General features: G+C 62.4%; 27 protein-coding genes. 8 read left to right on the top strand and 19 right to left on the bottom strand.

The genetic code is table 11. The features are described from left to right. Nucleotides 1–661: 661 nt before the first annotated feature. Nucleotides 662–865: a hypothetical protein gene (locus NKH63_RS00950; protein WP_352505481.1), complete on the bottom strand. Its 204-nt coding sequence runs from the start codon at nucleotides 863–865 to the stop codon at nucleotides 662–664. Nucleotides 866–1,708: 843 nt separating this feature from the next. On the opposite strand from NKH63_RS00950, the gene NKH63_RS00945 reads away from it, so the two are divergent. Together NKH63_RS00945 and NKH63_RS00940 are read left to right on the top strand one after the other, a co-directional pair. After that, on the top strand, nucleotides 1,709–2,170 hold the full coding sequence (locus tag NKH63_RS00945) for a hypothetical protein (protein ID WP_352724593.1): 462 nt from the start codon (nucleotides 1,709–1,711) through the stop codon (nucleotides 2,168–2,170). Between the two features lie 75 nt (nucleotides 2,171–2,245). Further along, nucleotides 2,246–2,764: a hypothetical protein gene (locus tag NKH63_RS00940; RefSeq protein WP_352699859.1), complete on the top strand. Its 519-nt coding sequence runs from the start codon at nucleotides 2,246–2,248 to the stop codon at nucleotides 2,762–2,764. 34 nt (nucleotides 2,765–2,798) lie between these two features. Here NKH63_RS00940 and NKH63_RS00935 read toward each other — a convergent pair whose 3' ends face one another. The 9 genes from NKH63_RS00935 to NKH63_RS00895 form a co-directional block, all read right to left on the bottom strand. Beyond that, the gene (locus NKH63_RS00935) at nucleotides 2,799–3,608 is read right to left on the bottom strand and encodes a hypothetical protein (protein ID WP_352917602.1); all 810 of its coding nucleotides are present in this window, start codon (nucleotides 3,606–3,608) and stop codon (nucleotides 2,799–2,801) included. Continuing rightward, entirely contained in the window at nucleotides 3,608–4,099 is a 492-nt protein-coding gene (locus NKH63_RS00930) for a hypothetical protein (RefSeq protein ID WP_352917601.1), read from the bottom strand. The genes NKH63_RS00935 and NKH63_RS00930 overlap by 1 nt, the downstream gene beginning before the upstream one ends. 2 nt (nucleotides 4,100–4,101) lie before the next feature. Beyond that, nucleotides 4,102–4,767: a hypothetical protein gene (locus NKH63_RS00925; RefSeq protein WP_352917600.1), complete on the bottom strand. Its 666-nt coding sequence runs from the start codon at nucleotides 4,765–4,767 to the stop codon at nucleotides 4,102–4,104. A gap of 246 nt (nucleotides 4,768–5,013) precedes the next feature. Continuing rightward, complete coding sequence (locus NKH63_RS00920) at nucleotides 5,014–7,470, bottom strand: phage tail protein (protein ID WP_352917599.1); 2,457 nt, start codon at nucleotides 7,468–7,470, stop codon at nucleotides 5,014–5,016. Continuing rightward, nucleotides 7,467–8,069, bottom strand: a complete 603-nt coding sequence (locus NKH63_RS00915; protein ID WP_352589725.1) for a phage connector family protein — start codon at nucleotides 8,067–8,069, stop codon at nucleotides 7,467–7,469. Before NKH63_RS00915 ends, NKH63_RS00920 begins: the two co-directional genes overlap by 4 nt. Before the next feature lie 286 nt (nucleotides 8,070–8,355). Further along, nucleotides 8,356–8,601, bottom strand: a complete 246-nt coding sequence (locus NKH63_RS00910) for a hypothetical protein (protein WP_352589722.1) — start codon at nucleotides 8,599–8,601, stop codon at nucleotides 8,356–8,358. A gap of 213 nt (nucleotides 8,602–8,814) precedes the next feature. Beyond that, nucleotides 8,815–9,804 carry a hypothetical protein gene (locus NKH63_RS00905; RefSeq protein WP_023718156.1) on the bottom strand — a complete coding sequence of 330 codons (990 nt, stop codon included), beginning with the start codon at nucleotides 9,802–9,804 and terminating at the stop codon, nucleotides 8,815–8,817. Nucleotides 9,805–9,891: 87 nt separating this feature from the next. After that, nucleotides 9,892–10,800 carry a hypothetical protein gene (locus tag NKH63_RS00900; protein ID WP_352589720.1) on the bottom strand — a complete coding sequence of 303 codons (909 nt, stop codon included), beginning with the start codon at nucleotides 10,798–10,800 and terminating at the stop codon, nucleotides 9,892–9,894. A gap of 280 nt (nucleotides 10,801–11,080) precedes the next feature. Next, the gene (locus tag NKH63_RS00895) at nucleotides 11,081–11,653 is read right to left on the bottom strand and encodes a hypothetical protein (protein ID WP_352589717.1); all 573 of its coding nucleotides are present in this window, start codon (nucleotides 11,651–11,653) and stop codon (nucleotides 11,081–11,083) included. A 107-nt stretch (nucleotides 11,654–11,760) separates the two neighbouring features. On the opposite strand from NKH63_RS00895, the gene NKH63_RS00890 reads away from it, so the two are divergent. From NKH63_RS00890 to NKH63_RS00875, 4 genes are all read left to right on the top strand, one after another. Beyond that, nucleotides 11,761–11,949, top strand: a complete 189-nt coding sequence (locus NKH63_RS00890) for a type II toxin-antitoxin system HicA family toxin (protein WP_352496017.1) — start codon at nucleotides 11,761–11,763, stop codon at nucleotides 11,947–11,949. Between the two features lie 4 nt (nucleotides 11,950–11,953). Beyond that, nucleotides 11,954–12,355: a type II toxin-antitoxin system HicB family antitoxin gene (locus NKH63_RS00885; protein WP_023718152.1), complete on the top strand. Its 402-nt coding sequence runs from the start codon at nucleotides 11,954–11,956 to the stop codon at nucleotides 12,353–12,355. A 194-nt stretch (nucleotides 12,356–12,549) separates the two neighbouring features. Next, a complete protein-coding gene (locus NKH63_RS00880; RefSeq protein ID WP_352524211.1) occupies nucleotides 12,550–12,867 on the top strand; it encodes a YMGG-like glycine zipper-containing protein in 318 nt (105 codons plus the stop codon). 73 nt (nucleotides 12,868–12,940) lie between these two features. After that, complete coding sequence (locus NKH63_RS00875) at nucleotides 12,941–13,543, top strand: hypothetical protein (RefSeq protein WP_156948043.1); 603 nt, start codon at nucleotides 12,941–12,943, stop codon at nucleotides 13,541–13,543. A gap of 53 nt (nucleotides 13,544–13,596) precedes the next feature. Here the strand turns inward: NKH63_RS00875 and NKH63_RS00870 are convergent, their stop codons facing one another. From NKH63_RS00870 to NKH63_RS00835, 8 genes are all read right to left on the bottom strand, one after another. Next, complete coding sequence (locus NKH63_RS00870) at nucleotides 13,597–13,920, bottom strand: Bbp19 family protein (protein WP_023718149.1); 324 nt, start codon at nucleotides 13,918–13,920, stop codon at nucleotides 13,597–13,599. Beyond that, complete coding sequence (locus NKH63_RS00865; protein ID WP_352917598.1) at nucleotides 13,917–15,659, bottom strand: portal protein; 1,743 nt, start codon at nucleotides 15,657–15,659, stop codon at nucleotides 13,917–13,919. The genes NKH63_RS00870 and NKH63_RS00865 overlap by 4 nt, the downstream gene beginning before the upstream one ends. Nucleotides 15,660–15,928: 269 nt before the next feature. Continuing rightward, the gene (locus NKH63_RS00860; RefSeq protein WP_352516075.1) at nucleotides 15,929–17,080 is read right to left on the bottom strand and encodes an acyltransferase family protein; all 1,152 of its coding nucleotides are present in this window, start codon (nucleotides 17,078–17,080) and stop codon (nucleotides 15,929–15,931) included. 477 nt (nucleotides 17,081–17,557) lie between these two features. Continuing rightward, on the bottom strand, nucleotides 17,558–18,151 hold the full coding sequence (locus NKH63_RS00855) for a hypothetical protein (RefSeq protein WP_352496074.1): 594 nt from the start codon (nucleotides 18,149–18,151) through the stop codon (nucleotides 17,558–17,560). Continuing rightward, entirely contained in the window at nucleotides 18,148–18,903 is a 756-nt protein-coding gene (locus NKH63_RS00850) for a phage terminase large subunit family protein (protein WP_051409635.1), read from the bottom strand. Before NKH63_RS00850 ends, NKH63_RS00855 begins: the two co-directional genes overlap by 4 nt. A gap of 277 nt (nucleotides 18,904–19,180) precedes the next feature. After that, the gene (locus tag NKH63_RS00845; RefSeq protein WP_352642931.1) at nucleotides 19,181–19,732 is read right to left on the bottom strand and encodes a terminase large subunit domain-containing protein; all 552 of its coding nucleotides are present in this window, start codon (nucleotides 19,730–19,732) and stop codon (nucleotides 19,181–19,183) included. 79 nt (nucleotides 19,733–19,811) lie between these two features. Further along, nucleotides 19,812–20,210, bottom strand: coding sequence for a hypothetical protein (locus NKH63_RS00840; RefSeq protein ID WP_352481619.1), 399 nt, complete (start codon nucleotides 20,208–20,210; stop codon nucleotides 19,812–19,814). Nucleotides 20,211–20,213: 3 nt separating this feature from the next. Next, the gene (locus tag NKH63_RS00835) at nucleotides 20,214–20,621 is read right to left on the bottom strand and encodes a hypothetical protein (RefSeq protein ID WP_352481621.1); all 408 of its coding nucleotides are present in this window, start codon (nucleotides 20,619–20,621) and stop codon (nucleotides 20,214–20,216) included. A gap of 538 nt (nucleotides 20,622–21,159) precedes the next feature. On the opposite strand from NKH63_RS00835, the gene NKH63_RS00830 reads away from it, so the two are divergent. Together NKH63_RS00830 and NKH63_RS00825 are read left to right on the top strand one after the other, a co-directional pair. Beyond that, on the top strand, nucleotides 21,160–21,792 hold the full coding sequence (locus NKH63_RS00830; protein ID WP_352481622.1) for a class I SAM-dependent methyltransferase: 633 nt from the start codon (nucleotides 21,160–21,162) through the stop codon (nucleotides 21,790–21,792). Nucleotides 21,793–22,177: 385 nt separating this feature from the next. After that, nucleotides 22,178–22,483 (top strand): hypothetical protein, encoded by a 306-nt coding sequence (locus tag NKH63_RS00825; RefSeq protein WP_023675713.1) that lies wholly within the window; start codon nucleotides 22,178–22,180, stop codon nucleotides 22,481–22,483. A 76-nt stretch (nucleotides 22,484–22,559) separates the two neighbouring features. Here the strand turns inward: NKH63_RS00825 and NKH63_RS00820 are convergent, their stop codons facing one another. Further along, on the bottom strand, nucleotides 22,560–22,913 hold the full coding sequence (locus tag NKH63_RS00820) for a hypothetical protein (protein WP_023718140.1): 354 nt from the start codon (nucleotides 22,911–22,913) through the stop codon (nucleotides 22,560–22,562). Nucleotides 22,914–23,100: the final 187 nt, after the last annotated feature.

The following is a 23,100-nucleotide window of genomic DNA, read 5'->3' as shown; positions in this document are numbered from 1 at the left end:
GGGAGGAGGCTTGCCGACGAATGCAGAGCGGTGATCCGAAATACGCCAATTGCCAAAAAATAACAGGCTGCTAATCCGCAACGCCTAAACCTAGATATCTCGCAAGACTGGGCCGCCGAGTTGCGCAGACCCGGAATCTGCGAGTGGCGGCCTCCCGCGGCGCTGCTGCGAGACGCGGGGCGATCAGAGAGGAACTTGTATTCGGAGGACGCAGACTATGCTACTTATTTTGCTCGGGTAGCTGCTACCGCTACTTGGGTGGCATGGAGAACAAACTAGTGTCGATAGGGGGATGACATGGAAGTACGTTATTCTATTTTAGCCGCTGCCGTTATATTTTCCTTTACCGCGCTCGCTGAAGATGCGGATCAAAAGAAAGATACACTTATGGCCCAGGAAGATCACTGGGGCTATTGCATGAGCCAGAGCTCCGGGCACGACGACTGTATCGTCGTAAATAGAACTCAGAACCTCTGTCCAGATGACTATGGCGACGGCGGCGTCTTGTACACAAGTCGACAGGCAGCTTGCCAAGCTGCTCATAGTTCTATGTCGTGCGGGGGCGGTGTTACTTGCTAGGAGGAGTAATGCATCTAGTCACCGCTCAAGCGGCGATCGCATTCAGTGGCGATAGTCGGGGTGAGAAGGCGTACATTCTTGCTCATTTTGCGTCGCGGGTCAGCCTCTCGACAGTATCGATGATTGCCTTTGCAAGGGCTTCGGCCTCATGGATAGGCAAGGGACCGTAAAGTCCCAATACGGCCTCCTCGCTCGGCAGCACGCCGGGCGGGCACTTCTCCTCGATGACCATGCGAATGAGGTTGAGGCAGTTCCGGGCGTCACAGGCCGGGTCGTTCATCGTCATGATTCTGGCGCAGGTCTGGCGATCGTCAAGATCGGTCCAAGCGCATCCTCGCGCGCAATGGCCATCTGCGCCTCGACCTTTGGCATTTCCCTTTGCTTGTTGTTGTCGTTTAGGGCCCGTCGGGCGAGCATTCGCGCTTTCAGATTGTCAATTTACCGTCACGTGCGCCCTTGTGGCCCTGACCTTTCCGCTAGCGCATCTAGCCGATTCCGACCTTAGCTCTGGGGCTGCGCCTAGGAGACTGCGCCCTACACTATCAATATTGACGCAGTTTCGCGGCTACGTGCGCCGCTTTTTAGAAGCCGCCGTTTCACTCCAAAAGGCCGCTCTCCAGCTCGGTTGCTTGGCCGACAAGCCGAAGAAGATAACCCCGACAAACGGATTAGTACTCATCAATGTCCCACCGCCAGCGCCAAAACGGCGACGATATACGAAACGGCAAGCATTGCGTAGGCGATTTGAAGCAGGGTCATGGGCGCGAATCCTTTTCGCTGAGTCAGATGACCACCTTCATATGCCTCCCGACACGAGAACAGATCATGAAAATATAGAATATCACTTCTATGCCCGCGATTCACAGCCTCGAGTTTCTTGTGAAAAGCAATTAGCGTATTCGCCCTGTCGCCTTGGCGGGATAATCATCATTTCCTCAGAGAGACCTTGCCGTCGCCGCGGTGCTCGCATGAATCGGCTCCCTGATTTAGCTCGATTTGCCAAAGTGAACAAAAAGCGAACGATAGGGTCAAGGGCCTCTTGACCTGAGAGGAAAACATTCCTTATTCCTCTTTCATCTGAGCAGGGAGGAATGGTGGCGAGGCGCCAGAAGCGCTGGCCGGCGAAGCTATGGCAAAAACAGCAGAGGACAATTTCCGGATCGAGGTTTGGGACCGCGATGAAAAACGGCTGGTCGAGACCATCGGGCGGTCGCCGGATTCGGTGGTCAGCCAAGCCGCATGGCAGGCAGCTATCCGCCGGCGGCCCGGAATGCTGCTCATTCATTACAACGGCCGGCATGTAATGGAGAGGATCATAACACCCGGCGAGACGAAGGTTGAGTCCCAGACTATAGTCGACGGCAGTGTCCACGCCGGCCTCGATGCCTCCCTTGGCGATCTACGCGAATGGCATACCCTGAGAGCATGGTGCAAAAACTGTTCGCACCATGCCGAAGTAAAGCCCGCGAGTCTCATCCGGCGATATGGAAAAGATGCGCTGTTCAGCACCGTGGAACGAGCGCTCTTCTGCACGAGTTGCGATCGAGGCGGACCGGTCAGGCTTGAGATCCACAGCCTGCCGAGGAATTAGCCGGCCGATTGTCTAGCCTCATCATCTTCGGGTGAGTCGGTATCGCCTAAACAAAAGACGCCGACTGCTAAAAGTATGAAAAAAGAAGTATGCTCCTCATCTCTCGATTCTTGGGGTATGGCGATGGTGGGCGAAGTCTTTGCGGGTATAGCCGCTTTTAAGACCATGTTCGATTTGGCGAAGGCTCTTAAGGAGATGGACGCCGCGAACATTCGGAATAACGCTGTCATGGATTTGCAGGACAGGATCATGACAGCGCAGACAGCTTATGCGACGCTGGCCGGCAGCGTAAGCGAGCTTGAAGCACAAGTGCGACGCTTCGAAACATGGGAAGCTGAGAAACAGCGTTATCAGCTTGAAGAACTGCCACCCGGTATTTTGATGTACCGCCTGAAGAGCGGCATGGAGAACGGCGAACCGCCTCATAAGATATGTGCCAATTGTTATAACAAGGGCGTCAAATCGCTGCTGCACAACACCGGAACGTACAACGGAAGAACTCATTGGAAATGCCACTCCTGCGGTTTTGACGAGCAAACTGGGAATTTCAACCCGCCTCCAGTTAACCGGAGGGGAGACGGCCCTTGGCGCTAATCTGAAGCCAAGGCGCGGTTCGGCTTCGAGGGAACTATTGGATACCGGCCGGCACCTCGGCCACCCGTACCGCCGCTGCGTGAGCCTGTCGGACCAACGCTTGCCTCTCGTCAGGAGTGAGGTCGGCCAACCGGCCGGCACCCGGCCCAGTCCCCAGCACCTCCGCAGCGCGCTTCGGGTCCCGCGCGATCATCGCCTGGGCGAGCGCCTTGGCCGTGTTGCTGCGCCAGGCGGCCTCGGCCATCTGCCGGGCCACCGGGTTGCCCATCTTGCCGATCAGTTCGAGCCCGCTCTGCCGGATCGCCTCGAACGTGCCGCTATCGGGCGGGTCGCCCTGCGCGATGGCGCTTGTGTAGCCGTCCTCGACCTTGCTCCACTCGGCCTGCTCATAGTTCTGGCGCCGCGCCTGCTGCTGCGCGGCCATGCGCGCCGAGCCGGCGAGCCGCAACGCCTGCTTTTGCGCCAGGAAATTGGCGCGTTCGCCCTCCGGCACTTTCGCCGCGGTGTCGTCGAACATCTGGTCGAACAGGCCGGGCTTGACGACGCCGTCGCTGCGCGGATCGAGCTGGCCATACATGAAGTCGTGCAGGCCGCCGCCGTCGGTCGGCGCGGTCTGCACCGCCACGGCCTCGGCGTGCGCGATGCGTGCGTTCAGCTCGCGGCCGATAATGTCGGCGTCGAACGCATCCTGCTGCTGCTTCTGCTGCCGGAAGCGTTCGGCAATCGCCGACAGCTCGTCGCCAAAGCCTTGCATGGCGGCGCCCACCGGCGAGCCGTTGGGATAGGAGGCCACAGTGCCGGTATCGAGGCGGCGCTGGGCAAGCTGGAGCGGGATGGTGGCCATCAGTAGAGGCCTCCACCCGGCGCCGGCGGGAAGGCGCTTCTGCCGAACGTCACCGCCTTGGCCGGGTCGTAGAGGCCGGAGATGCCCGATACGAGATTGCCGCCGGCCTTGAAGATCGAGGCGCCCACTGCCTGCTTGCCGGAAAAGCGCGCGATCGCCGCCTGCGTGGCGAGACCGTTCTGGCGCAGCTGCGAGCCGTACTGGATCGCCTTGAGGTCGAGCTGGCCCTGCCTGGCGTTGGCGGCCAGCACCTCGGTCGGCGAGCCCGCCCTGGCGACGCCCGAAGCGCCGGCCTGGGCACGCGCCTGCGCCTGCAGCAGGTCCTGCTTGTGGCGCTCCTGGCCCTGCTCGAAGGCCGAACTTTGAGCGTCGGCCCGCGCCTGCTGTTCATAGGCTTTGGCCTGGTAGTCGGCCATCTGCCTGGACTGCTGGCCTTCCGCCAGCGCGCCGCCGACCGAAAGCGCCGTGCCGATAAGAGCTAGTGTGCACATGGTCAGCCTCGTTCGCCGGCGGGAATGAATTTGCTTTTGATGCCGTCGACCGGCGCGCCGATCGAAGGGCGCCGGTCGAGCACGCCGCCGGGACTGAGGAAGGACAAAAGCAGCCGGTCGGCCTGGATCGCCGGGCGGCTGAGCCGCGATGGCGCGGCGGCCCGCGGGCCGGCCATGGCCGTGCGCCGGATGGTGGTCAGGTTGACTTTGACCCCACCTTCGGCATCGAACACGCCGTTGGCGGCGGTGACGGCGCGGCTCAAGGCATCGGCCGCGAACAGCTCCTGGCGCAGTTGCTCGATCAGCCAGTGGACCGTGCGCCAGCGCTCGCCGAGAGCCTCGGCGTTTGTCCTGACCTCGTCGCCGTGCGGCGGCGTGTCAGCGCAGGGTTCGGCGGGGGGTTCGTCCAGGGGGGCGCCAACGCGGCGCTCGTCCGCGTCCTCGATGGTTTTCTCGATCAGCGCAATTTCAGCGGTGCAGTCGTCCAATGCGGCACGCGCCGCCGTCAAATTGCCGGCGCCGAAGATCGCGTGAAACTTTTCCGTTTCCAGCTCGCCCTTGCGGGCGATCGCATTGTTGAGGTCGGTGTCGAGCAAGGCGATGACGGCGGCAAAATCGGCAGCCGTCCGCGCCCTGCCGAGGTCTTCGGCATGGGGGAGTTGGGTCACTGGAGAATTTCCTTCTTGAGGGAGGACATCGCAGCTGCCAATCTCCCCCCTTGTGGGGGAGATGCCCGGCAGGGCAGAGGGGGGCGCGAAGGATCGCGGCTTTAGCTAACTGCGGTCAGGCCAGAATGGATAAGGACGTAATTACGATTGGTCGGCGGGACAGCGCCCCTCTCTGTCCTGCCGGACATCTCCCCCACGAGGGGGGAGATCGGCCGTAGTCAAGAGTTTCGCCAACCTGCAATGCGTCTAAGGCTCGGCGTCGAACACCGGTGTCATCGCCCTGATCGTGCAGGGCGTCGGATTGACGTGGCGGATCTTCACCCGCCCCTGCCCTTCCCAGCTGTCGTCGATCGGCACCTCGACATTGCCGGTGAACAATTTCGCCATGGCACCCGGAGCAACCGCGGACGGGATGCGAACCTGCTCCCATCGGCCGCGGATAAACGACTGGACCTGAAGCCCGGCGATGTCGGTTTCCAGCAGCGAAAGAATGAGCTTGGCGACCTTCTTGCGCCGGCCGACGATCGAGCCGTCGCGGCCGCCGACGTCCAGCTCCAGCGTGTTGGCCTCGGACTGGTAGCCGAGCCCGACCTGCCATTTGGCGGCGGTGGCGCCGCCCGGCAGCATCACCTGGCCGGAAGCGACCGTGAGCCCTTTGTAGACCTTGCCGCCGGCCAGCACGTCGACCGCCTGGCCTTCGAGATGATCGAGGCCGGAGACGACATTGACGGCAGCACCCGAATAGGTCAGCCCGCAGTCGATCTCGAAAGCGTCCTCGATTGCCGCATATTCGAACGGCACGGTCTTTATTTCGATATAGCGCCTGGTCACGCCGCCGATCGTGCGCTTGACGATCAGCCACAGGTCGTCATTGCCGTCCTGGCCGGGCGTCACCACGGCGCTTTCGACAACGGCCCAGTTCGATCCGGCGAAACTTCCGGCGATCTGGTGGATATGCATGCCGCGCACGTCTTGCGACGGCTGGTGCGTGTAGCCGCCGAGTTCGCCATTCCCGAGCGGGAACCAGAGCAGCGGGTCGGGGTCGGTCTGAAAGGCGAGTTCGACGACGCCTTTCTTCGGAATGTGCTCCGATATTTGACCGACGTCGTCGGAGGTGAAGCGGCCGGTGGCGTTTTGTGTCAACTCGGCGATCGATTTGCGGGAGCGGGTGACATAGAGGAACGACTGCCCCGCATCGACAGGACGCATCGGGGCACAGCCGAAGGTCCGCGACCGGCGGTTCTTGAACGAGGACGGTGTCAGCGCCTCGTCGATGCCGGAGCCGGACAGCGCCCTCACCCCGCCAAGCGTTCCGATGATCAGCGCACCGTCCGATTCCGCCACCCACGTAATGTCATTGGCCTGACCGCCGCCGGCCTGCACGAATTCCAGCGCGTCGGTGTCTTTCTCGCCGGTGGCGAAGTTGTCGAAATCGCCGGTTTGCGAGGCATAGACCGAGAATTTTCGGCTGAACGCCAGGCGCTCCTCGTAAAGCGAACCGCTCTGCACGTACCTGCCGGGCACGAACGTGCCGAGACGCCAGCGGATGATCGGGCTGAGATCGGGAAGAGCATGCCCATACAACTGGACGGTGACCACCGTCATGCTGGTGCGGGCAGTGACCTTGGCCCAGCGCCAGAAGCCATCTGCGCCAAGCAGACGAATGGCGCGGCCGACATCGCTGGTCTGGAATCCAGTGCCGTCGTTGATGCCGACGACCGAGGAGGCCGAGAGATCAAACGGCGTTTGCGACGGCGCGTATTCGTGCAGGGCCAGTTCGGCGATAGCGGTTCCGTCGCTGTCGCCGCCCGAAAACAGCAGCTGATAAAATTCGTAGGCAACCGTGTTGTTGAAGCCGTCGAAGAAGCGGGTTTCCGATTTGGACCAGCCGGTCTCTCCGTCCCGGCTGTCGAGCGTCGTCCAGTCGGTGCCGTTGTGCGAGGCCTGGAACTGCCACTGGGTCGGCGAGACAGTGTCTGAGTGATCATTCGTCGCGGTAATCCAGTAGGCGTCGACTGCCCTGGCCTCGTCGCCGCCGAACTGGCAGCGCAGATACCCGCTCGGAAATCCCGCTATGTCCACCCCCTCCTGCTTGTCGCCGCCGAAAGCCTGCCACACGTCGGATGAGCCGTTGCTGTTGCTGACCGTGCCGCTTGGCAGCGTATTCGAGGCCATAACCGGCATGGCGTTGCCGGTTGCGGCCGGCGTCAAGGTCGTGGCGGTGGTGTTGATCTTGTCGTATGGGCCGTCGAGAAAGACAAAATCGGCGAGCGTCCAAGTCGTGTGCGCGGTGCGCGTCAGCACCTTGACCGGATAATCCTTGTGGGTGATCCACATCTGGTCTGCCGACTGGACGAACTGCAGGTCGAAGAGATCGGCCTCGAGATAAGGGGCCGCCACCTCGACCGTACCGACGCGGGCGCCATAGGCGTAGACGCGGATGTAAAGGTCGCCGAATTCGAGCGCATAGGCCTGATCGGCCGAGAAGATGAACGGGATCAGCCGTGTCGCCTTTGACGGAGCCTTCACCTCCGCGCAAAAATAGGTGCCGCCGCGCTTTCTGATGCCGCCATGCGGCAGCGTGACGAAGTTCGTGCACTTGGACAGCGCCGCCCGGTAGAGCTCAAGCGAGGCGCGAGCGTGCAAGCGGGGAGAAATCTCGCCGCGGATGAAAGCGTCCTGGACCGGATAGAGCGTGGTCATCGGCCGACGAACCTGTTGTCGCCGCGCTGGAAAGCCCAGGAAATCGCGGACAATCTGCCGCCCCGCTGGATGGCATTGGCCGAGTAGGCGGCATCCAGCGCCCTGTCATAGGCGCTGCGGGCGACGTCGATCATGCCGGCCTTGTGGGTCAAGGGATGCGCGATCTTGATGGCGAGCGCCGCAACCAGCACCTCGGTGAACAGCGCGTCCCAGTCGTTGGGGTCGGTCAGGTTAGCGATATAGCGGATGAGGCGCGGCCCGGCCTGATCGGAATAGACCAACCCGGCCTCCTGCCGCCATGAGAGCGGCACGCCGTCCGGCTCGCCATTATGGGTCAGCGGCAAGGGCCGCAGGCAGTCGGCGGGAAGTTCATAGGCAAAGTTCAGCGTGCCAGCGCCGCTGCCGGTGTCGAAGCCGGCGACCGAGGCCGCCAGGATAGCGAAGACATAGGCGTGCTTGGTCAATTCGGCCTCGCGGGTCAGGTCGAAGTGCAGATTGAGCAGACGCGCCGCCTTGGCGTCCTGGTCGAGACTGTCGATCGGCGCCTCGTCGAGCACGGCGAGCGCCATGTTGGCGATATCGAGCGGGGTGATGGCCATGGCTCAGGCCTCTGTCTGTGTGGTTGGTCGGGGAAAACGGGGCATGGTGCCTCCACGGCAAAAAGCCGCTTCAAGGCGGCTGGGGATTCTTTGTGATTGTTGCTTGGGCAGAACGTTGCACGTCTCGTGCATGGAGCCGTCACGATGCCAGCCGCCCGTCAGGGAATGGGTGGCACGTGCTGCGTGATCCGTCTTTTTCCATTCGAGCGAGGAAGACGGCAATGCTTCGGTTGTTGCAGTTTCACGACACCGCCGCGCAATGCGGCGATGTCTTGCCTGGATTGTGTCAGCCGATGCGTGCGCCGGTCGAGATCCCTGTTTCGGCTGACTTGGCAAAGACGCTTGCTTTCACCCTTCCGGCACCTCCCGCCAGAGCCAAGCCCTTGTCCAGGGCATCTTGAAGACTTGGTGTGTAGTAGGCGGTGTCCTCCAGACCGCTGAAGAAGTTTATGCGATGAACTTCCCCCTTCTTGCTCATGACAATGCCCGCTTTTCGGAGCACTTCCTGAACTGTTTTGTACTTCACGTTCATAGTTACCTCCCTTGCTCAGACAAGGCAGCATCGCCCTTTCTTGTAACTGTTTGGTGCCGTCGATTGGCCAAACGAGCAACATGAACGTTGTGGCGAACCGCAAAATTCGCATCACTCCGGCGCGGCGCAGCGGGTGAACTTGGGATTCGCCACACCGGCCGACCTGGTGTCCAGAAGGGGCGGGACGTCTGATGCCCGCCCCTTCCGGCCGGATCAGGCCTCCATCGTCTTCAGCGCGATGAACGTCATGTGCTTGACGCTCGACGCCGTGCGGTCCCAGTTTGCTGCCAGTGCCAGCTCGGCATCGGTGGCGAATTCGCCGGCCGAGGACGCGTCGAGGAAGCGGGTGCCCGGCACATGCGGCACGAAATGCCGGCGGCCGACCATTTCGGTGACGCCGCCGCCATGGCCCTGCCGCGGCTTGCGGTCGAACTCGAGCGGGCCGCCTTCGGTGTTGACCGGCAGCTCGTTCCACAGGATCGCCTTGTCCTTGAACATGAAGGCGGTGTAGACGCCGCCGGCGACCGGAATATCGTCATCGACGACGGCCCTGAGCCCCATGTAATAGGGGATCAGCGGCCCGCCCTGCTCGGACGACGGCACATAGTCGATGAGGTCGGCGAGCTTCAGCGCCTTCATCTGTTTCGAATGCATCCAGATCGTCTTGAACTTGTCGGCGCGGTCGCCCATCAGATAGGCGGCCTCGATGATGTCGGTGTCGACGATGGAAGCACCGGTAACGCGCACCAGATCGCTGCCGTCATTGGCGATGTTGTCGGCCAGCACGCCTTTCAGGATGCCGAGCAGCGTCAGCTTGTTGGCGCGCTGCCAGTAGTCGGTCTGGCGACGCACGATGAGCTTCTGCGGATCGTCGCCGGCAAGGATCGAAGTCAGGTCCGGGATGCCCCAGGCCTGCGCACGCACATTGCGGGCCGCGACTTCGCGGCGCGCACCGATCTTCTTCATCTCGATCGAGTCGGCCGGGTCGTCATTGACCGGCTCCGAGGGATCGTTGCCGAGATCCTTCCAGCCGGGCATGTCGACGGAACGCCCGCCCATGGAGAGCTTCGAGGCGATGGCCGGGTCGGAAAACAGGATCCCGGCCTGGTAGATGTCGAGCGACTGGACATGCTCTTCGAACGAGTATTGCGCATAGACGGACGGAACGATCGCGTCCGCGATGCGGGTATAGGCGTCTGCCATTTTTGTCTTCCGTCAGGTTTGTGGAGATTGGCGGACCATGATCCAGAAAAGTGGAAACCGATTTTCGGAAAAGATCATGATCCAATTTCAGAGAGGGTTGTTGGGCATCCATAGATCGGGGTTTTCGCCGGCCTCGCGTGCCAGCCGCCGGGCACGGGCGGGGTCGCTTTTGACCAGCGCCGAGATGCCGGTCAGGTTGCGCTCGCCGGCAGCATTGCGCTTGAAGGGATTGCCTCCACTCAAGGCCGCGCCGCCGTCGATCGTGTCTTCGCGGAACATCGCCTCGCCGATGGCGTGGAACGCCTTGGCGATCTGCGGGTCGGTCAAGGCGCCATCCGGCAGAAGGATGCCCTTCGCCTTATAGGCATTGACCAGGCCGAGCTTCTTCATCGCCCTGTTGGCGACCTCGAGCTTCTGGCGAAAGCCATCGCTGCCGGTCGGTCCCCAATCCCGCACAAGGTCGTCGTGGGTCGTCTCGACCGAGCGGGCAACGGCGATTTGCTGTGCCTTGGCCTGCTCGGCCATGTAGCCGACGAAGCGGTCGTGATAGGCCTGCGCGACCTTCGGGGTAGCACCTGCCTCGACTGCCCAGGCCTTGGACGCATTGGCGAGCTCGTCCGAATAGGCGAAGTTTTCGGGGAGCCCGTCGGGGCGCCTGTACTCGACCTTGTCGGGCGAGGTCAGCGGACGCATCGCCTCGGGCAGTCGGGCATGGAACCTGTCCCAGTCTTCCGCGGCTGCATCGGCTGCCGGAACGCGCAGGCTCTCACCCTGCTGCCGCTCCAGCTCCGCATAAGAGGTGAGAACCCGATCGAGGCTTTCAGGCTTGGTCCAGCCCTTGGTTTCAGCAAGCTTGCGGTTGCCTTCGGAAAGACCGTCAAACCAACTTTTGGCCGTAGGCGGGGCGGACCCGTTGTCCCCGTTGGCCGGTGGCCGTGCAAGGTTGCCCGCCGGTGGCGCCGCCACCACGGACCCGGCGTCTGCCAGATCTGTCATGAGAAGATTCCTTTTGTTGAGGTTTCAGAGGAGAGCCGATGGCGAAGCTGCCAATCTCCCCCCTCGTGGGGGAGATGTCCGGCAGGACAGAGGGGGGCGCGAAGGAACGCGAGGATCCGGTGCACTTCGTCACCAACGCCCCGGGAAAGATTGCAAGCACGAATCAGCTGGATAAGCCGGCGGGACAGCGCCCCCCTCTGCCCTGCCGGGCATCTCCCCCACGCGGGGGGAGATTGGCCGTCACTTCCGCTTTCGCCAATCACCCGTATCTGGAGGGAACCTAGATATTGTCGCCCCAGTTCTCCCAGAGCAGCGTGATAGTGCCGGTGACGGCAACCGTGCCGTCAGCGTCGATATCCGTGCCGGTGGCAAACGCCAGGTTGAGATAGAGGTCGACCGGCGTCACGGTGCCGTCGAGCGTAGCGGCTGCGGCAACATCGGCAATCGACGCGTTCGACAGCGCGGCACCCGCGCCATCCAGCGTACGGCCGGTCGCGCCCAGCACATTGACCATGGTGCCGGCGAGCGCAGCACTCGACGCCGCCGTCGAGCCGAGCGACCAGGTCAGCGCGGCATTGTCGTTGATGGTCGAGGCTCGCGGCGTCAGCACGGCGAACTGCAACCTTGCCGTGCCGCCCTTGATCCGCACCTTGCCGTCGAGGAAATCGAACAGCTTCTGGCTGGCATAGGCCAGCGCATCTGCTACTGGCACCGGCATGGCATTGAAGGAGAAGACGGTGCGGTAGGCGCCGCCCTGCCCGGTCGTCCTGGCGGTAAGCCCCGCCTTGGGCGGGGCAAGGCCGGCTTCTCTGGCGGCGGCACGCGAAAGCGTCCGGGGAAGACCTCGGGTCATCTGGTATCTCCATTTTTTGGGGATGAGGAAGGTTCAACTGGACCGCGCACGTAATCTGCCGCAAATCTCATGGACATTTAGCCCTTCTGTGTGTATCTATACACAACATGAAGAGCGCCGATGTCATTCATAGGCTGCTGGCGGATGGCTGGTACGAAGTGGCTCGAAAAGGAAGTCACGCCCAGTTCAAGCACAAAGCCAAGCCGGGCCGGGTGACGGTTCCGCATCCCAAGCGCGACATCCCGATCGGCACTCTCAAGAGTATCGAAAAACAATCCGGCTTGAAGCTGAGGTAGAGAAATGCGGAACTACATCGGACTGATCCACAAGCAAGCGGACAGCGACTTCGGCGTCTCCTTCCCCGATTTTCCGGGCCTGGTGACAGCAGGCGTCAATCTGGATGATGCCCGCGCCATGGCCGAGGAAGCACTGGCCTTTCATGTCGAGGGGCTGGTCGAGGATGGCGAAGCAATTCCCGAGCCGTCGTCCCTGGAGGAAGTGATGTCGGACAAGGACAATCTGAGCGGTGTCGCCATCCTGGTTCCCTTGAAAGCCGAAGCGGCGAAAGTCGTGCGCGTCAATGTCACCATTCCGGAAGATATCCTCGATCAGATCGATCGATATGCAGAGCGCCACGGCTACAGCCGATCCGGATTTCTGACCGCTGCGGCAAAAAAGGTGATGCAGATCGAGGCAGCGTAGCCCCTCGAAGGTCGATTTGAGATGAAGCTCCGTCGTCTTGTTCGGTTACATTTCTTTCCGAAACCGAGCTGTCAGACTAAAACAACCATGTCTTATTTCGTGAGGCTCAGTGCCTATGTTCCGCCGCAAATGCCACCGCACTTGGCAAAATCAGCCAGCGTATTAGTTCATAGGCTTCAAGGGAGTACCAGATGATGACCATGTACAAAGCCATTGCCGCCATGCTTGTGACTGCCGCATTGGCAGGCTGCGCGCAGACCGAAGCACAGCAGAGAACCAGCACCGGTGCGCTGCTCGGTGCCGGCGCCGGCGCTCTCGCCGGCCAGGCGATCGGCGGCAACACCAAGAGCACGGTCATCGGCGCGGGCGCCGGCGCCCTTCTGGGTGCCGTGGTTGGCAACGCCACCACGCCGCAGCCGCGCGGCGAACAGCTTTGCCGTTATCAGGATCGCAACAGCGGCCGCATCTACACCGCCCCCTGTGACGACCGCTATTATAACGGCGATTATTGAGCGTGCCCCCTTCTCCCCGTTCTGCGGGGAGAAGGTCCCGGCAGGGGGATGAGGGGCAGCGCAAACTTCTGAAATGCCGGCACCGCCCCTCACCTGCCTGCCGGCATCCTCTCCCCGTAAAACGGGGAGAGGGAAGCAGCTTCAGCCTCGGCGCATCCTTTTCCCTGATTTGGTCCTTCCGCTGATTAGAGGTCAGCGCTATCTTCCCTACCAAGGGGGACGAGCGATGCGGGCTATTGCAACTTCGAGGCCGGTGATCCTCCGCCTCGTAATCCTTTTGCTGGCTTGCTTGTTTGCGATGGAGCCGGCAAACTCGAAAGACGGCGACGTCTTCTTATGTACGGTGAGCGACTTCCGCACGTGGTCCGACATACCGTCATCTGGTAGCCCGGAATTCGTCGCAAATAACAAGGCCAGGAAATTCGATATCCAAGAATTTGCCGATCACTTCATTGTAACCAGCAAATCGAGCACGTTCAAACCATCCTCAACGAAATACGATATCTTCCAACGCAGCGTGTATCAGGTCGCTGCATTTGATAGCACGACATTCATGCTCGACACGTTCGTTATGAGGACAGCAGATGTTGAAGGTCCTCCGACCAAGGCGCGGGTCACGCTGCAAACTCCAACATATCTGAACACGTGGTATTTGGACTGCGCCTTGCAGAATTGATGCACCGCAGAACCGATGGCTATTCGCGTTCAGATATCCTGTAGCCCCAAACCCTACCTCCCCTCCGCCCTCGCCGCCTTCTCCAGTGCCGCCAGTTGCGCTTCGTCCAGCGTCAGGAACCCCATGATGTGCTGCACCACCTCGGCGCGGGCGTTGCTCAGCGCGCTGTGCAGCTCGAAGCCGTTCGGAGTTTTCGTCTTGGCCAGCCACTCGCCATAGGATGGCCGGCGATAATAGCCGGTCGCGGCCGTCAGGTCGGCCAGCACCATTTCGCCGTCCTGGCCTGAGAACACCCTGAGATAGGCCTTGGCCAGCGCATCCCGCGCCTTGGCCGGGCCGCCGGCCTGGCTGGAATGGGCGAAGCGTTTGCCGCTCATGCGCGCTGCCCGCCCGAAGCATCTTGCACACCCTGCGGCATCAGCCCGCCGAGCCCATCGAGCAGGCCGCTGTCGCGCGCCTGCACTGCGGCGGGCACGGCATCCCTGGCGACCTTGCCGGCGGTGGCGACCGCCGCCATGCCGGCCTGTTCCTGCTGGGCCTTGGCACGAGCATCGCGAATACCGGCCACCTCGTCCTGGCGGCGAAAGATGCGCTGCGGGCTGCGGCCCGCGCCCTGCACGATCTTCAGTGCTTCATCGCCGTCGATATTGTCCATGATGCCGGGATCGAATTGCGCCATCTGCATGGCCGTCGTCACCACCTGGATGGTGTCGCGGGCTTCGGCCGAGCGGCGCAGCACGTCGAGCGGGCCGGTGAAGGTCGGCCGCAGCGCCTTGCCGGCGAGGCTCGCCGGCGGCAGGAAGCGGCTGTCTTCCTCGTAAAGTCCTTTGTCTTCCAGAATACCCAGCTCGCGGTCGAGATTGCTGGCAAAGCCGGCCTGGATGATCGAGCCGGACGGCCCGAGCAGCGCGCCCTTCTCCTCCTGCCGGATCAAGGCCTCGGTCGCCGTCATCTGCGGGTTCTGCACCAGCGTCTGGAACAGGTTGACGAACATCATGTCCCGGATCTCCTCGGCCCGGCTGTCGGCATAATTGAACGCATAGGTCGGGTTCTGGCCGGTGGCGATGGGCGCGATCAGCGGCCGGCCGGCATCGTCGATCAGGCCCGGATAATTCTCGCCGGGATTGAGCACCGGCACATAGTCGAGCCGCGCCTTGGACGCGGTCGCCGGATCGGTGATCTGCTGCAGGGCGCGCAGGCCGGAGCGCCGCACGGCGTTCTCCTCGCGCACCGTCGTCAGCGCCTCGATGGTCGGCGAGATGCCGTAGGGATCGCCCTCGTAGCGGCGCCAGTTGAAGCACGATACCGGGAACGAGCGAAAACCGCTTTCCCTGACGATCACCTCCTCGTCCTCGATGACGTGATAGGAAGCGAACGCCGTATCGAGATACTGATAGGTGCCGCTCAGACTGTACATCTTGCGCTCGTCGCGCGGCTGGATGCACTGGATCAGCGAGATCTTCGTCTCGCATTTCGAGGGGTCGTCGACCAGAACCTTGATCCGCACCGGCAGCTTTTCATAGCCGAGCAGTTGCGCCGCCTGCCGCGCCGTGCGCTCGTAGCGGCGGTGGAAAATATCGACCTGGCCCCAGCGGTTGCGCGAGAGATAGCCCTCGACCACGGGGATCGAGGCATAGCGGATCAGCGTGCCGCCAAAACCCTCCTCGGCGTAGAGATAGGCTGGGCCGTAGCGCACGACATTGCGCAGGCATGCCTGTGTTGCCGGCACGAAGTTCGAATTGGCGGAGTAGCGCAGCGAAAACAGGAAATCGCGCAGCGCTTCCGCCCATTCCTTTTCCTCGTCGGTTTCCTCGTCGTTGATTGCCGCGGTCGACAGCCCATGCCATTTCTCTGACTGCGGGATGATCAGGCTTTCCAGCCCGGCGGCCAGCCGGTTGGCGGCCGAGTTGATGGTGTTGGCGTAGACGCGCGCACCGCGCCGCTCCTGCCGTTCGGCCTGCGAATCCGTGCCGGCCTGGCGGCGGCCACTCCAGATGTCGGGCGCATCGGGATCGCAGAATTCGGAAACCGCCCCCCAGACATGCTCATACTGGCTGCGTTCGCTCTCCAGTTCTGCCTGTCGCGACAGAATATCGCGAGCACGGGAATCGCTCATGGTCAGCCTCGCTTGATGGATTTGATTGAAAAGAAGCGGCGGGACGCCGAAGCTGCCGACCTCCCCCTTGTGGGGGAGATGTCCGGCAGGACAGAGGGGCGCGAAGGATCGCAAGCCTGCGTTTTTTATGTTTTTCCGACCGGATTCGCCCAACCGGAATTCGCCTAACGTCGCGTTACAAATGATCCACAAGCCGGCGGGACAGCGCCCCCCTCTGCCCTGCCGGGCATCTCCCCCACGAGGGGGGGGAGATCGGCAGTTTCAGCTGATCATGCGCTGCCCTCGAGCGCCGGGCTCCGCCCAAAACGCTGCACCACGAAACGTCCCATCTTCTGGCCGGGCACTTCGATCAGCGTGTAGGTGATCCAGGACAGCAGGCACACCACCGGCAGAACGACGACAGTGACGACCGCAAAGCGCAGCGGCGCCGACAATTCGTGGCCGAACTGGGTGATGACCAGGGCCGCGACCGGCTGGAGAACCAGCAGATGGATCAAATAGATGCTGAAGGAAAGCTCACCCATCAGATGAAAGAACCTGTTGGCGAGCGTCATGGCGATCTTTCTGGCCACGATGCCCATCATTCCCGGCAGCATCCGGTAGAGAACCAGGGCAAAGAAACCCAATACGAGCGCTTCCCGCATCAAAAGCTTGCCAAGCCCATAGCCGCCGCCGAAGGGCAGCGCGGCCAGAGCCATGGCCAACGCCAGATATGCGAAGGGCCGCTTTTGCCTTTGATGGACGACGCCCGCCAGCAGCATCCCGCACAGGAAAATCTGCATCTTCAGCGGCAGGAACGACGGCATCGGAAAATGCACCGACAATTGCCCCATCAACAACACGATCGCGCTGCCGGTGGCCGCGACCAGAATGGCGCTCCATACCCAGTCAAGCCTGCGCACCAGCAGCATGATCGCCGGAAACACCGCATAGAACTGCATCTCCAGCCCGAGGCTCCAGTCCGGCAGCGGCGTGCGATAGGCGAAATTCGGCACCAGGCCGAACAGGAACAGCAGATGGGCGCCAATATTCTTCAGGCCGCTGTCGAGATAACGCTCGGGCGCCTGCGGCGACCTCAGCAGGAACTCGTCGATGACCATCCTCGACTGGTAGAGATAGGGGCCAAGCGCCAGGGCAGCGAACAGCATGATGTAGAACAGCGGCGCTATCCTGAAGTAGCGGCGGGTCCAGAATTTCAGCCAGGTTTCCGGCCTTTGCCAGGGCTCCTTGTCCTGGCGCAGCTGGTAATGGAACACCATCAGGAAGCCGGACAGCATGATGAACAGATCGACGCCGAGGTCCGGTTCGCCGAGGATAGGAACCTGCCAGCCGGTCAACAGCAGGCAGTGCCCGATAAGCACCCAGATCGCGGCGAGCGCCCGAAGCCCGTCCAGGCACTCGATGCGCGATGTTTCCGTCATGCCGAACTTCTCGATAGCCATGTTGCAATGCAGCATGGCGGCTGAGGGAAGAATGTCAACCGTGCGGAAGGAACACGATTTGCGCTCGGTTGTTACGGAAAACGCGGAAGCTGCGATCTCCCCCCTCGAGGGGGAGATGGCCGGCAGGCCAGAGGGGGGCGCGAAGGAACGCCAGCCTCTGTTTTCGTTTCCCGCCGGAATGAGCCGATGGCGGCAACTTACAAATTGATCACCAAGGCCGGCGGGACAGTGCCCCCCTCTGCCCTGCCGGGCATCTCCCCCACGAGGGGGGAGATCGGCAGCATCACCCGCCTCTCTTCTTCACCAACCTTGCGTGCCGGCGCCAGTACCACCACGCCAGCACGCGGTTGCGGAACACTCTTCTCATCGCGCCCATGTCAAACCCCCAGCAGCACGCGGCGCTGGCCGGTGAGCTCACTGGGCGACAAATCGGTCTTCACCGTTCCCGCGGTCCCATCATTGGCCGCCAGCTGGGCCCGCAACGCGGCCTCGCGCGCCTGCACGTCCTTGTCGGCAATGGTCGGTGTCGGCGGCAACGGCTTCAGCGCCGGCGGCTTTTGAAAAAGGCACATGGTTTTCTCCAAAGTGAGAGATTCTCGTCCAGTCGTAGAGCAGAAAATCCTCGCCGTTCCGGCCGTAGCCCGGCAGGCGGCAGCGTTGCGTGGCACCAAGCCGGGCCAGCCAGCGCAGCGCCAATTCATTGGCGGCCAGCGCTCGCGCCTCGACCCGCCAGGCGCCGTGCGCCGCAACCTGCGGCCCGAGCACGGCGTGAAAGAATTCCGTAATCCCAGGCACGCAGCGCCTCATGCGGCGCGTGCCCCAGCTCCAGGCGATCCACAGCCCGCTGCGCTGTTCGGCGGCGCCGAAGCCGGCCTCCGGATTGCCGTCGAGCTCGGCAACATAGGCAAACCCCTGCAGCGCCGTCAGCGCCAGCAAAGCCGGCGACCACTCGTCGAACTGGCAGTCGATCTCGGCTCGGTCCTCCGGCCGCAGGTTGGCGGCGATATAGGAGAGATCGCGCAGTGTGGCGGGGATGATGCGGATGGTCACCGAAACGCCCCCAGCGGATCGGCCTGCCCCGCCTTCCGCCGCGCGGCTTTGAACACCGCCGGGTCGACCACCGCTTCCCTCAGCATCATCACGCCATAGCGGGTCGCCGCCATCAAATCGTCGCGCAACTTCACCACCTGGCCATCCCGGCGGTGATAGAGCCGGAACTCCTCGAACCACGGCAAAAGCGTCGAAAACACCTTGAAGCGGCCTGATTGCATGCGATCGAGCATGTCCATCAGCCCGGCCTCGACCGATACCGAACCGTCGGCGAACTGCGCATGGCTGGCGAGCATGTTCAGCCCATGTGCCGAATATTGCTTGGCAAGCGCGGTGCCGGCACCCTCCAGTGTCTCGCGGCGGCCGTCGCGCGGCCATGCCCATGGCAGCCATTCGCCCCACGGTTTCAGAGTCAGCGCCTGCATGGCGGGAGTCTGCTGCGAAGCGCGGCAGGCCTTTGTGACATAGACGACGTCGGCCTCCGTATCCCAGGCGAGCTCGACCGCCGCCGAGGGATGGTCCCAGCCGAAATCGAGTGCGCCGAGCCGCGGCCAATAGCGCGGCAGCGGGAACGGCTCACAGGCGATCAGCTCCTCGGCCACCGGAAATATGCGGCCGGAGCCGAGCACCGGAATGCCTTTGGCCCGCGCCTCACGCTCATGCGCCGGATAGGCGGCAATGATCTCGGCGCGCTGCTGCGGCGTATAATGCTCGGCATCGTCGATGGTCATGAAGGTGACGTGACGGGTCATTGTTTTCACCCTCGCGGCATTGAATCATGGTGGCAGGTGTTGGACGTATGCTGCTGTTCGGTAAGATGTTTTCATGATGGCGGGACAGCGCCCCCCTCTGTCCTGCCGGACATCTCCCCCTCAAGGGGGGAGATGGCAGCTTCAGCGTCTCGCTTATCCGCAAGCATTGGAGATTGGCGAAAGCCAATGCGACATCCAATCTCCCCACTAGAGGGGAGATGTCCGGCAGGACAGAGGGGGCGCGAAGGAACGCGAGTTGCGCGATTTCGCAGCCCTGTCATCCCCTCCCCATCCCTCCCACCTGCTCCGCGGACAAAAACAGCAGCACCACGTCCGACATGCCGAGCAGCGGCGTGAAGGTGACGATGGTGATGCCGCCGGTGGCGTTGGTGCGGGTCAGTCCCTCGGAATAGATGTCGAGCGGCGGCTCCTCGTCGAACCAGACGCCGTGCAGCGTTTCGCCCTGCCATTTCTCGCGGCCTTTCTCGTAGCTCTTGAACGACAGCACCGATTCGTCGGCCTGGACATCGCCACCGCCGCCCCAGCGCACCACGATGCTGTCAAGCGCGCCCGGCGCCCGTCCCGCCATCGTGCTGACGATCGCGTCGGCCGGGATCATCCCGGTGCCCCAGGCCGCCTGCTGCTGCGGCGGGCCGATCAGGATGCGCTGCGGGTTGTCGCGCGTGCTTTCACCGGTGACGCCGGCCGCCCACATCCGTACCGCACAATCGAAAACCTTGCCTTGCCACCAATCGGGATAGCGGCCGGTGAGGTGCATCGCCCACTCGGCGCCGCCCGCCCTGGTCTTGCCGAGCTGGTTGCCGGCCATGAACAGGCGCTCGCGATTGGTCGCGCCGGCTGCGTGAAATTCGGCCTGTCGGGGATAGGGCCGATAGGCGGCAAGCTGGTTAGTGCGGCGCCTCCGGTCCAGTTCCGCCAGCAGGCTGAGATATTCCTTCCTTGCCGCCCGGCTGGGCGAAGCCTTTTGCGAAGTCCGGCTTCTCGAGGAACGGCCTAAGGACGGCTTCGAGGCCGCGGATGCGCTGCCTGATTTCGTCATCGCTCAATTCATCCAGATTGTTGATGTTGACACTAAGATCCTTGGGCAGCACCGAGAGCACGAGCTTCAGATACTGATCGGGCTTTTCGGCGCGCACCTCGGCGATGACGCCGGCGCCATGGGCGCGGAAATCGGCGCGGATCGCTTCGAGGAAGCCGTCGGCCAGCGTCTTCTTCGCCCGCTTGGTTCGCTTGCCGGGTGCTTGATCGTGCGGCTGGGGATCGCCGGTGGAAGGAGCCTTGGCCATGCCCTACTCTGCCGTCCCGGCGGAGATCGCCGGCTTCTTGTTGGCTGGCCGCACAATGCGCTTGCGCGGCTTGGCCTTCTTGCCGGCGCGTGCCGACTTCGGCTTGTGCGGCTGGCTCGCCGGCTTCGCATCAGTCGGCGTGCCGGGCTTCATCGCACCGGCGTCAGGCAAGGCATTCAGCCGTGCCCTGAGAATTGCCACCGCCTTGCCGTCGAGTGCTTCCGACGGGAAGCCGAAGCCGCCGACCGCATCGACGGTACCGCCACGCAGCATACCGATCCGCACGCCGGCGGCGACCAGTTCGAAGCGGCCGATGCGTGCATAGGGTGCGGCGCCGGCGAACTCGCCAATGGCGCTGACGACCTCGTGGCCGTCATCGTCGGTGATGATGGTGGCGTAACGGTTGGACATGGTGCGTTTCCTAGGATGGGCGCACGCGGGCGCGTTAATCTGAGGATCGTCGAGGTCGCGTTCCTTCGCGCCCCCCTCTGTCCTGCCGGACATCTCCCCACAAGGAGGGAGATTGGCTGTCATCACCGCTTTCGCCAATTTTGTAGGATGCAAAAAAGGTGCTGTCGCCAAAGCTGCCGATCTCCCCCCTCGTGGGGGAGATGCCAAGTGGTGGGAAGAGGGCAGGACAGAGGGGGGCGCTGTCCCGCCGACTTACAGCCGGCAGCACGCACACCATTCGATCGAAAAGGAAGCCTGAAACAAAAAACCCGCCTTGGCGGGCGGGTCGTTGGAGCCAATTGGCACCATACCCAAATTAGTAGCATAGCTGCCGGCACAAAGCAAGAACAAAATGTGGCAACAGCGGAAAAAAATGCACTGACGACCTCGCACCCTTCATCGGTGGACGGCTGGAAAGAGGGGTTCTTTGGCGAGAAGGCGGGGCATTGCGTGAGACTTGCGTTGATGGGATGGTGTTTGCGCTTGAGGGGAACGCGTCATGGGCAATGTCACCGGTCACTACGGCAGCGACGGCATCGTCGATCGCATATTGGCCGCGATCCCGGACGCCGACCCGGCCGGCAAACTCGCCGCCGCGCAACTCTATCCATTCGATCAGCTCCATGGCCGCGAACTGATCGCCACGCGGGAGCATGCTGCCCGTCTTGCGCCTTCGCCGATAGATCGGATCTTGGATATCGGCAGCGGCATTGGCGGGCCGGCAAGATTTCTGGCCTCGACCTATGGCTGCCAGGTCGACGGCATCGACCTGACGCCGGCCTTTGTCGCCGCGTCGAGCCGACTGACCGCACTCAGCGGATTGTCCGACAAGGTTCGCTTCCATCAGGCCGACGCGACGAAATTGCCTTTTGGCGACAGCACGTTCAATGCGGCGATCTGCTTCTATGTCGGCATGAACATCGAGAATAAGGCCGCGGTCATCGACGAGGCCTGGCGCGTGCTGAAACCGCGAGGCAGGCTGATCTGGACCGAGGCCGTGCTCGCCGGCGGCGAGCCGTACTACCCCACGCCCTGGGCGGTTTCGCCGGCGACCAGTCACCTCGCCGATCGGGAAAAATTGAAAACCCTGTTTGCAGATGCCGGGTTTCGACGAAACCGGCGAACATGTTGAGCTGGCGCTGCAGAGAGCCAATTCCGGCATCGTGCCCTCGCCGGCGCAGCAGCAGGCAAATGAAAGCGCGTCATGGGCGCGGAATTCCTGCAGCGCCGCCGCAACTACATCCGAAGCCTGAGTGACGGAAAGCTCGCCTCGCTCGCCGTGATCGTCTCCAAACCGGCCTGAAACAAAAAACCCGCCTCGGCGGGCGGATCGTTGGAGCCAGTTAGCACCATACCCAGATTAGTAGCATAGCTGCCGGCACAAAGCAAGAACAAAATACGTTGCGGCGGCAAAAAATGCGAGGTGGTGGGCGAGGCACACCGGCCGGCGAGACGCCACCGTCCGGATCAGAACAGGCATTCGCGCGTTTGAAGCTTAGCCAATGGGAGCAAAAGCCATGAACGTCGCCAATCTGCAACTCGAAGGCCTGCTTATGGCCATCGCATCGATCAATCAGGTTCTGGTCCGCAAGGGCGTGCTCTCCGTCGAGGAGATAGACATCGCCTTGCGCAAGGCCGAAGCCAGCGAGACCAACGAGGAAAGGTCCGAAGGCATGTCGGCGTCGAGCCGCGACGCCGTCAACTTCCCGATCCGACTGCTGGAGTTGGCCAATCAGTGTCAGCCGGAGACGGACATGCCGTCCTTCTCGAAACTGGCGCGCATGGTCGGTCAGATCAAGGAACCTTACAACGACCAGATGTGACGCGGCGATCATAACTGGCGCCGCGATCGGAGTTGACACAGCGATAACGGCTGCCGTGCCGGGCTGGCGGCGACTGCTAGCGGCCCTGCATGATCCTGATGACCTTGCTGTTGTCGGCGGTTGGCGAATGCAGCTTCACATAGTCGGCGTAGGTCAGTCTGCCACTGGCAATGGCATTGCTGATACGGCTGCACAGGGCCGTCTCGTACTTCGCCACGCTCACATTCATGAACGCAGCGTACGTTTTCTTTTCGCCGAGCGACGTGGATTTCTCTCTTGCAATGCAGTCCTTGATGACCAGGCGCTTCACGGCAGGGCTGCCTTCAAGCGTGGCATGCATCGTGTTGAATTCGCCTTCGGTCAACGTGGTGCAGCCGGCAAGCAGTGACGCGCCGATCATGGCGGCAGCAAAACGCGTGGCGATGTTCATGAATTCCCCCTCAAGACCCGTGTCTTGCTTAGCCCGTCGAAAGTTGGAAGTACAGAGGGAATGCAGGCGCCTCTACAAAAAGCATAAACCTAGAACGCCCGTTACTTTAGCTGTCGCTTTTATTGCACTCGACCTGCGATGGCCTGAATGACGGGACCCGGCCGTCCTCGATGTCACGACGATGCTG

This window comes from Mesorhizobium sp. M0960 (assembly GCF_040319055.1).
Classification (GTDB): domain Bacteria; phylum Pseudomonadota; class Alphaproteobacteria; order Rhizobiales; family Rhizobiaceae; genus Mesorhizobium.
This window is presented reverse-complemented; position numbering and strand designations above follow the sequence as displayed.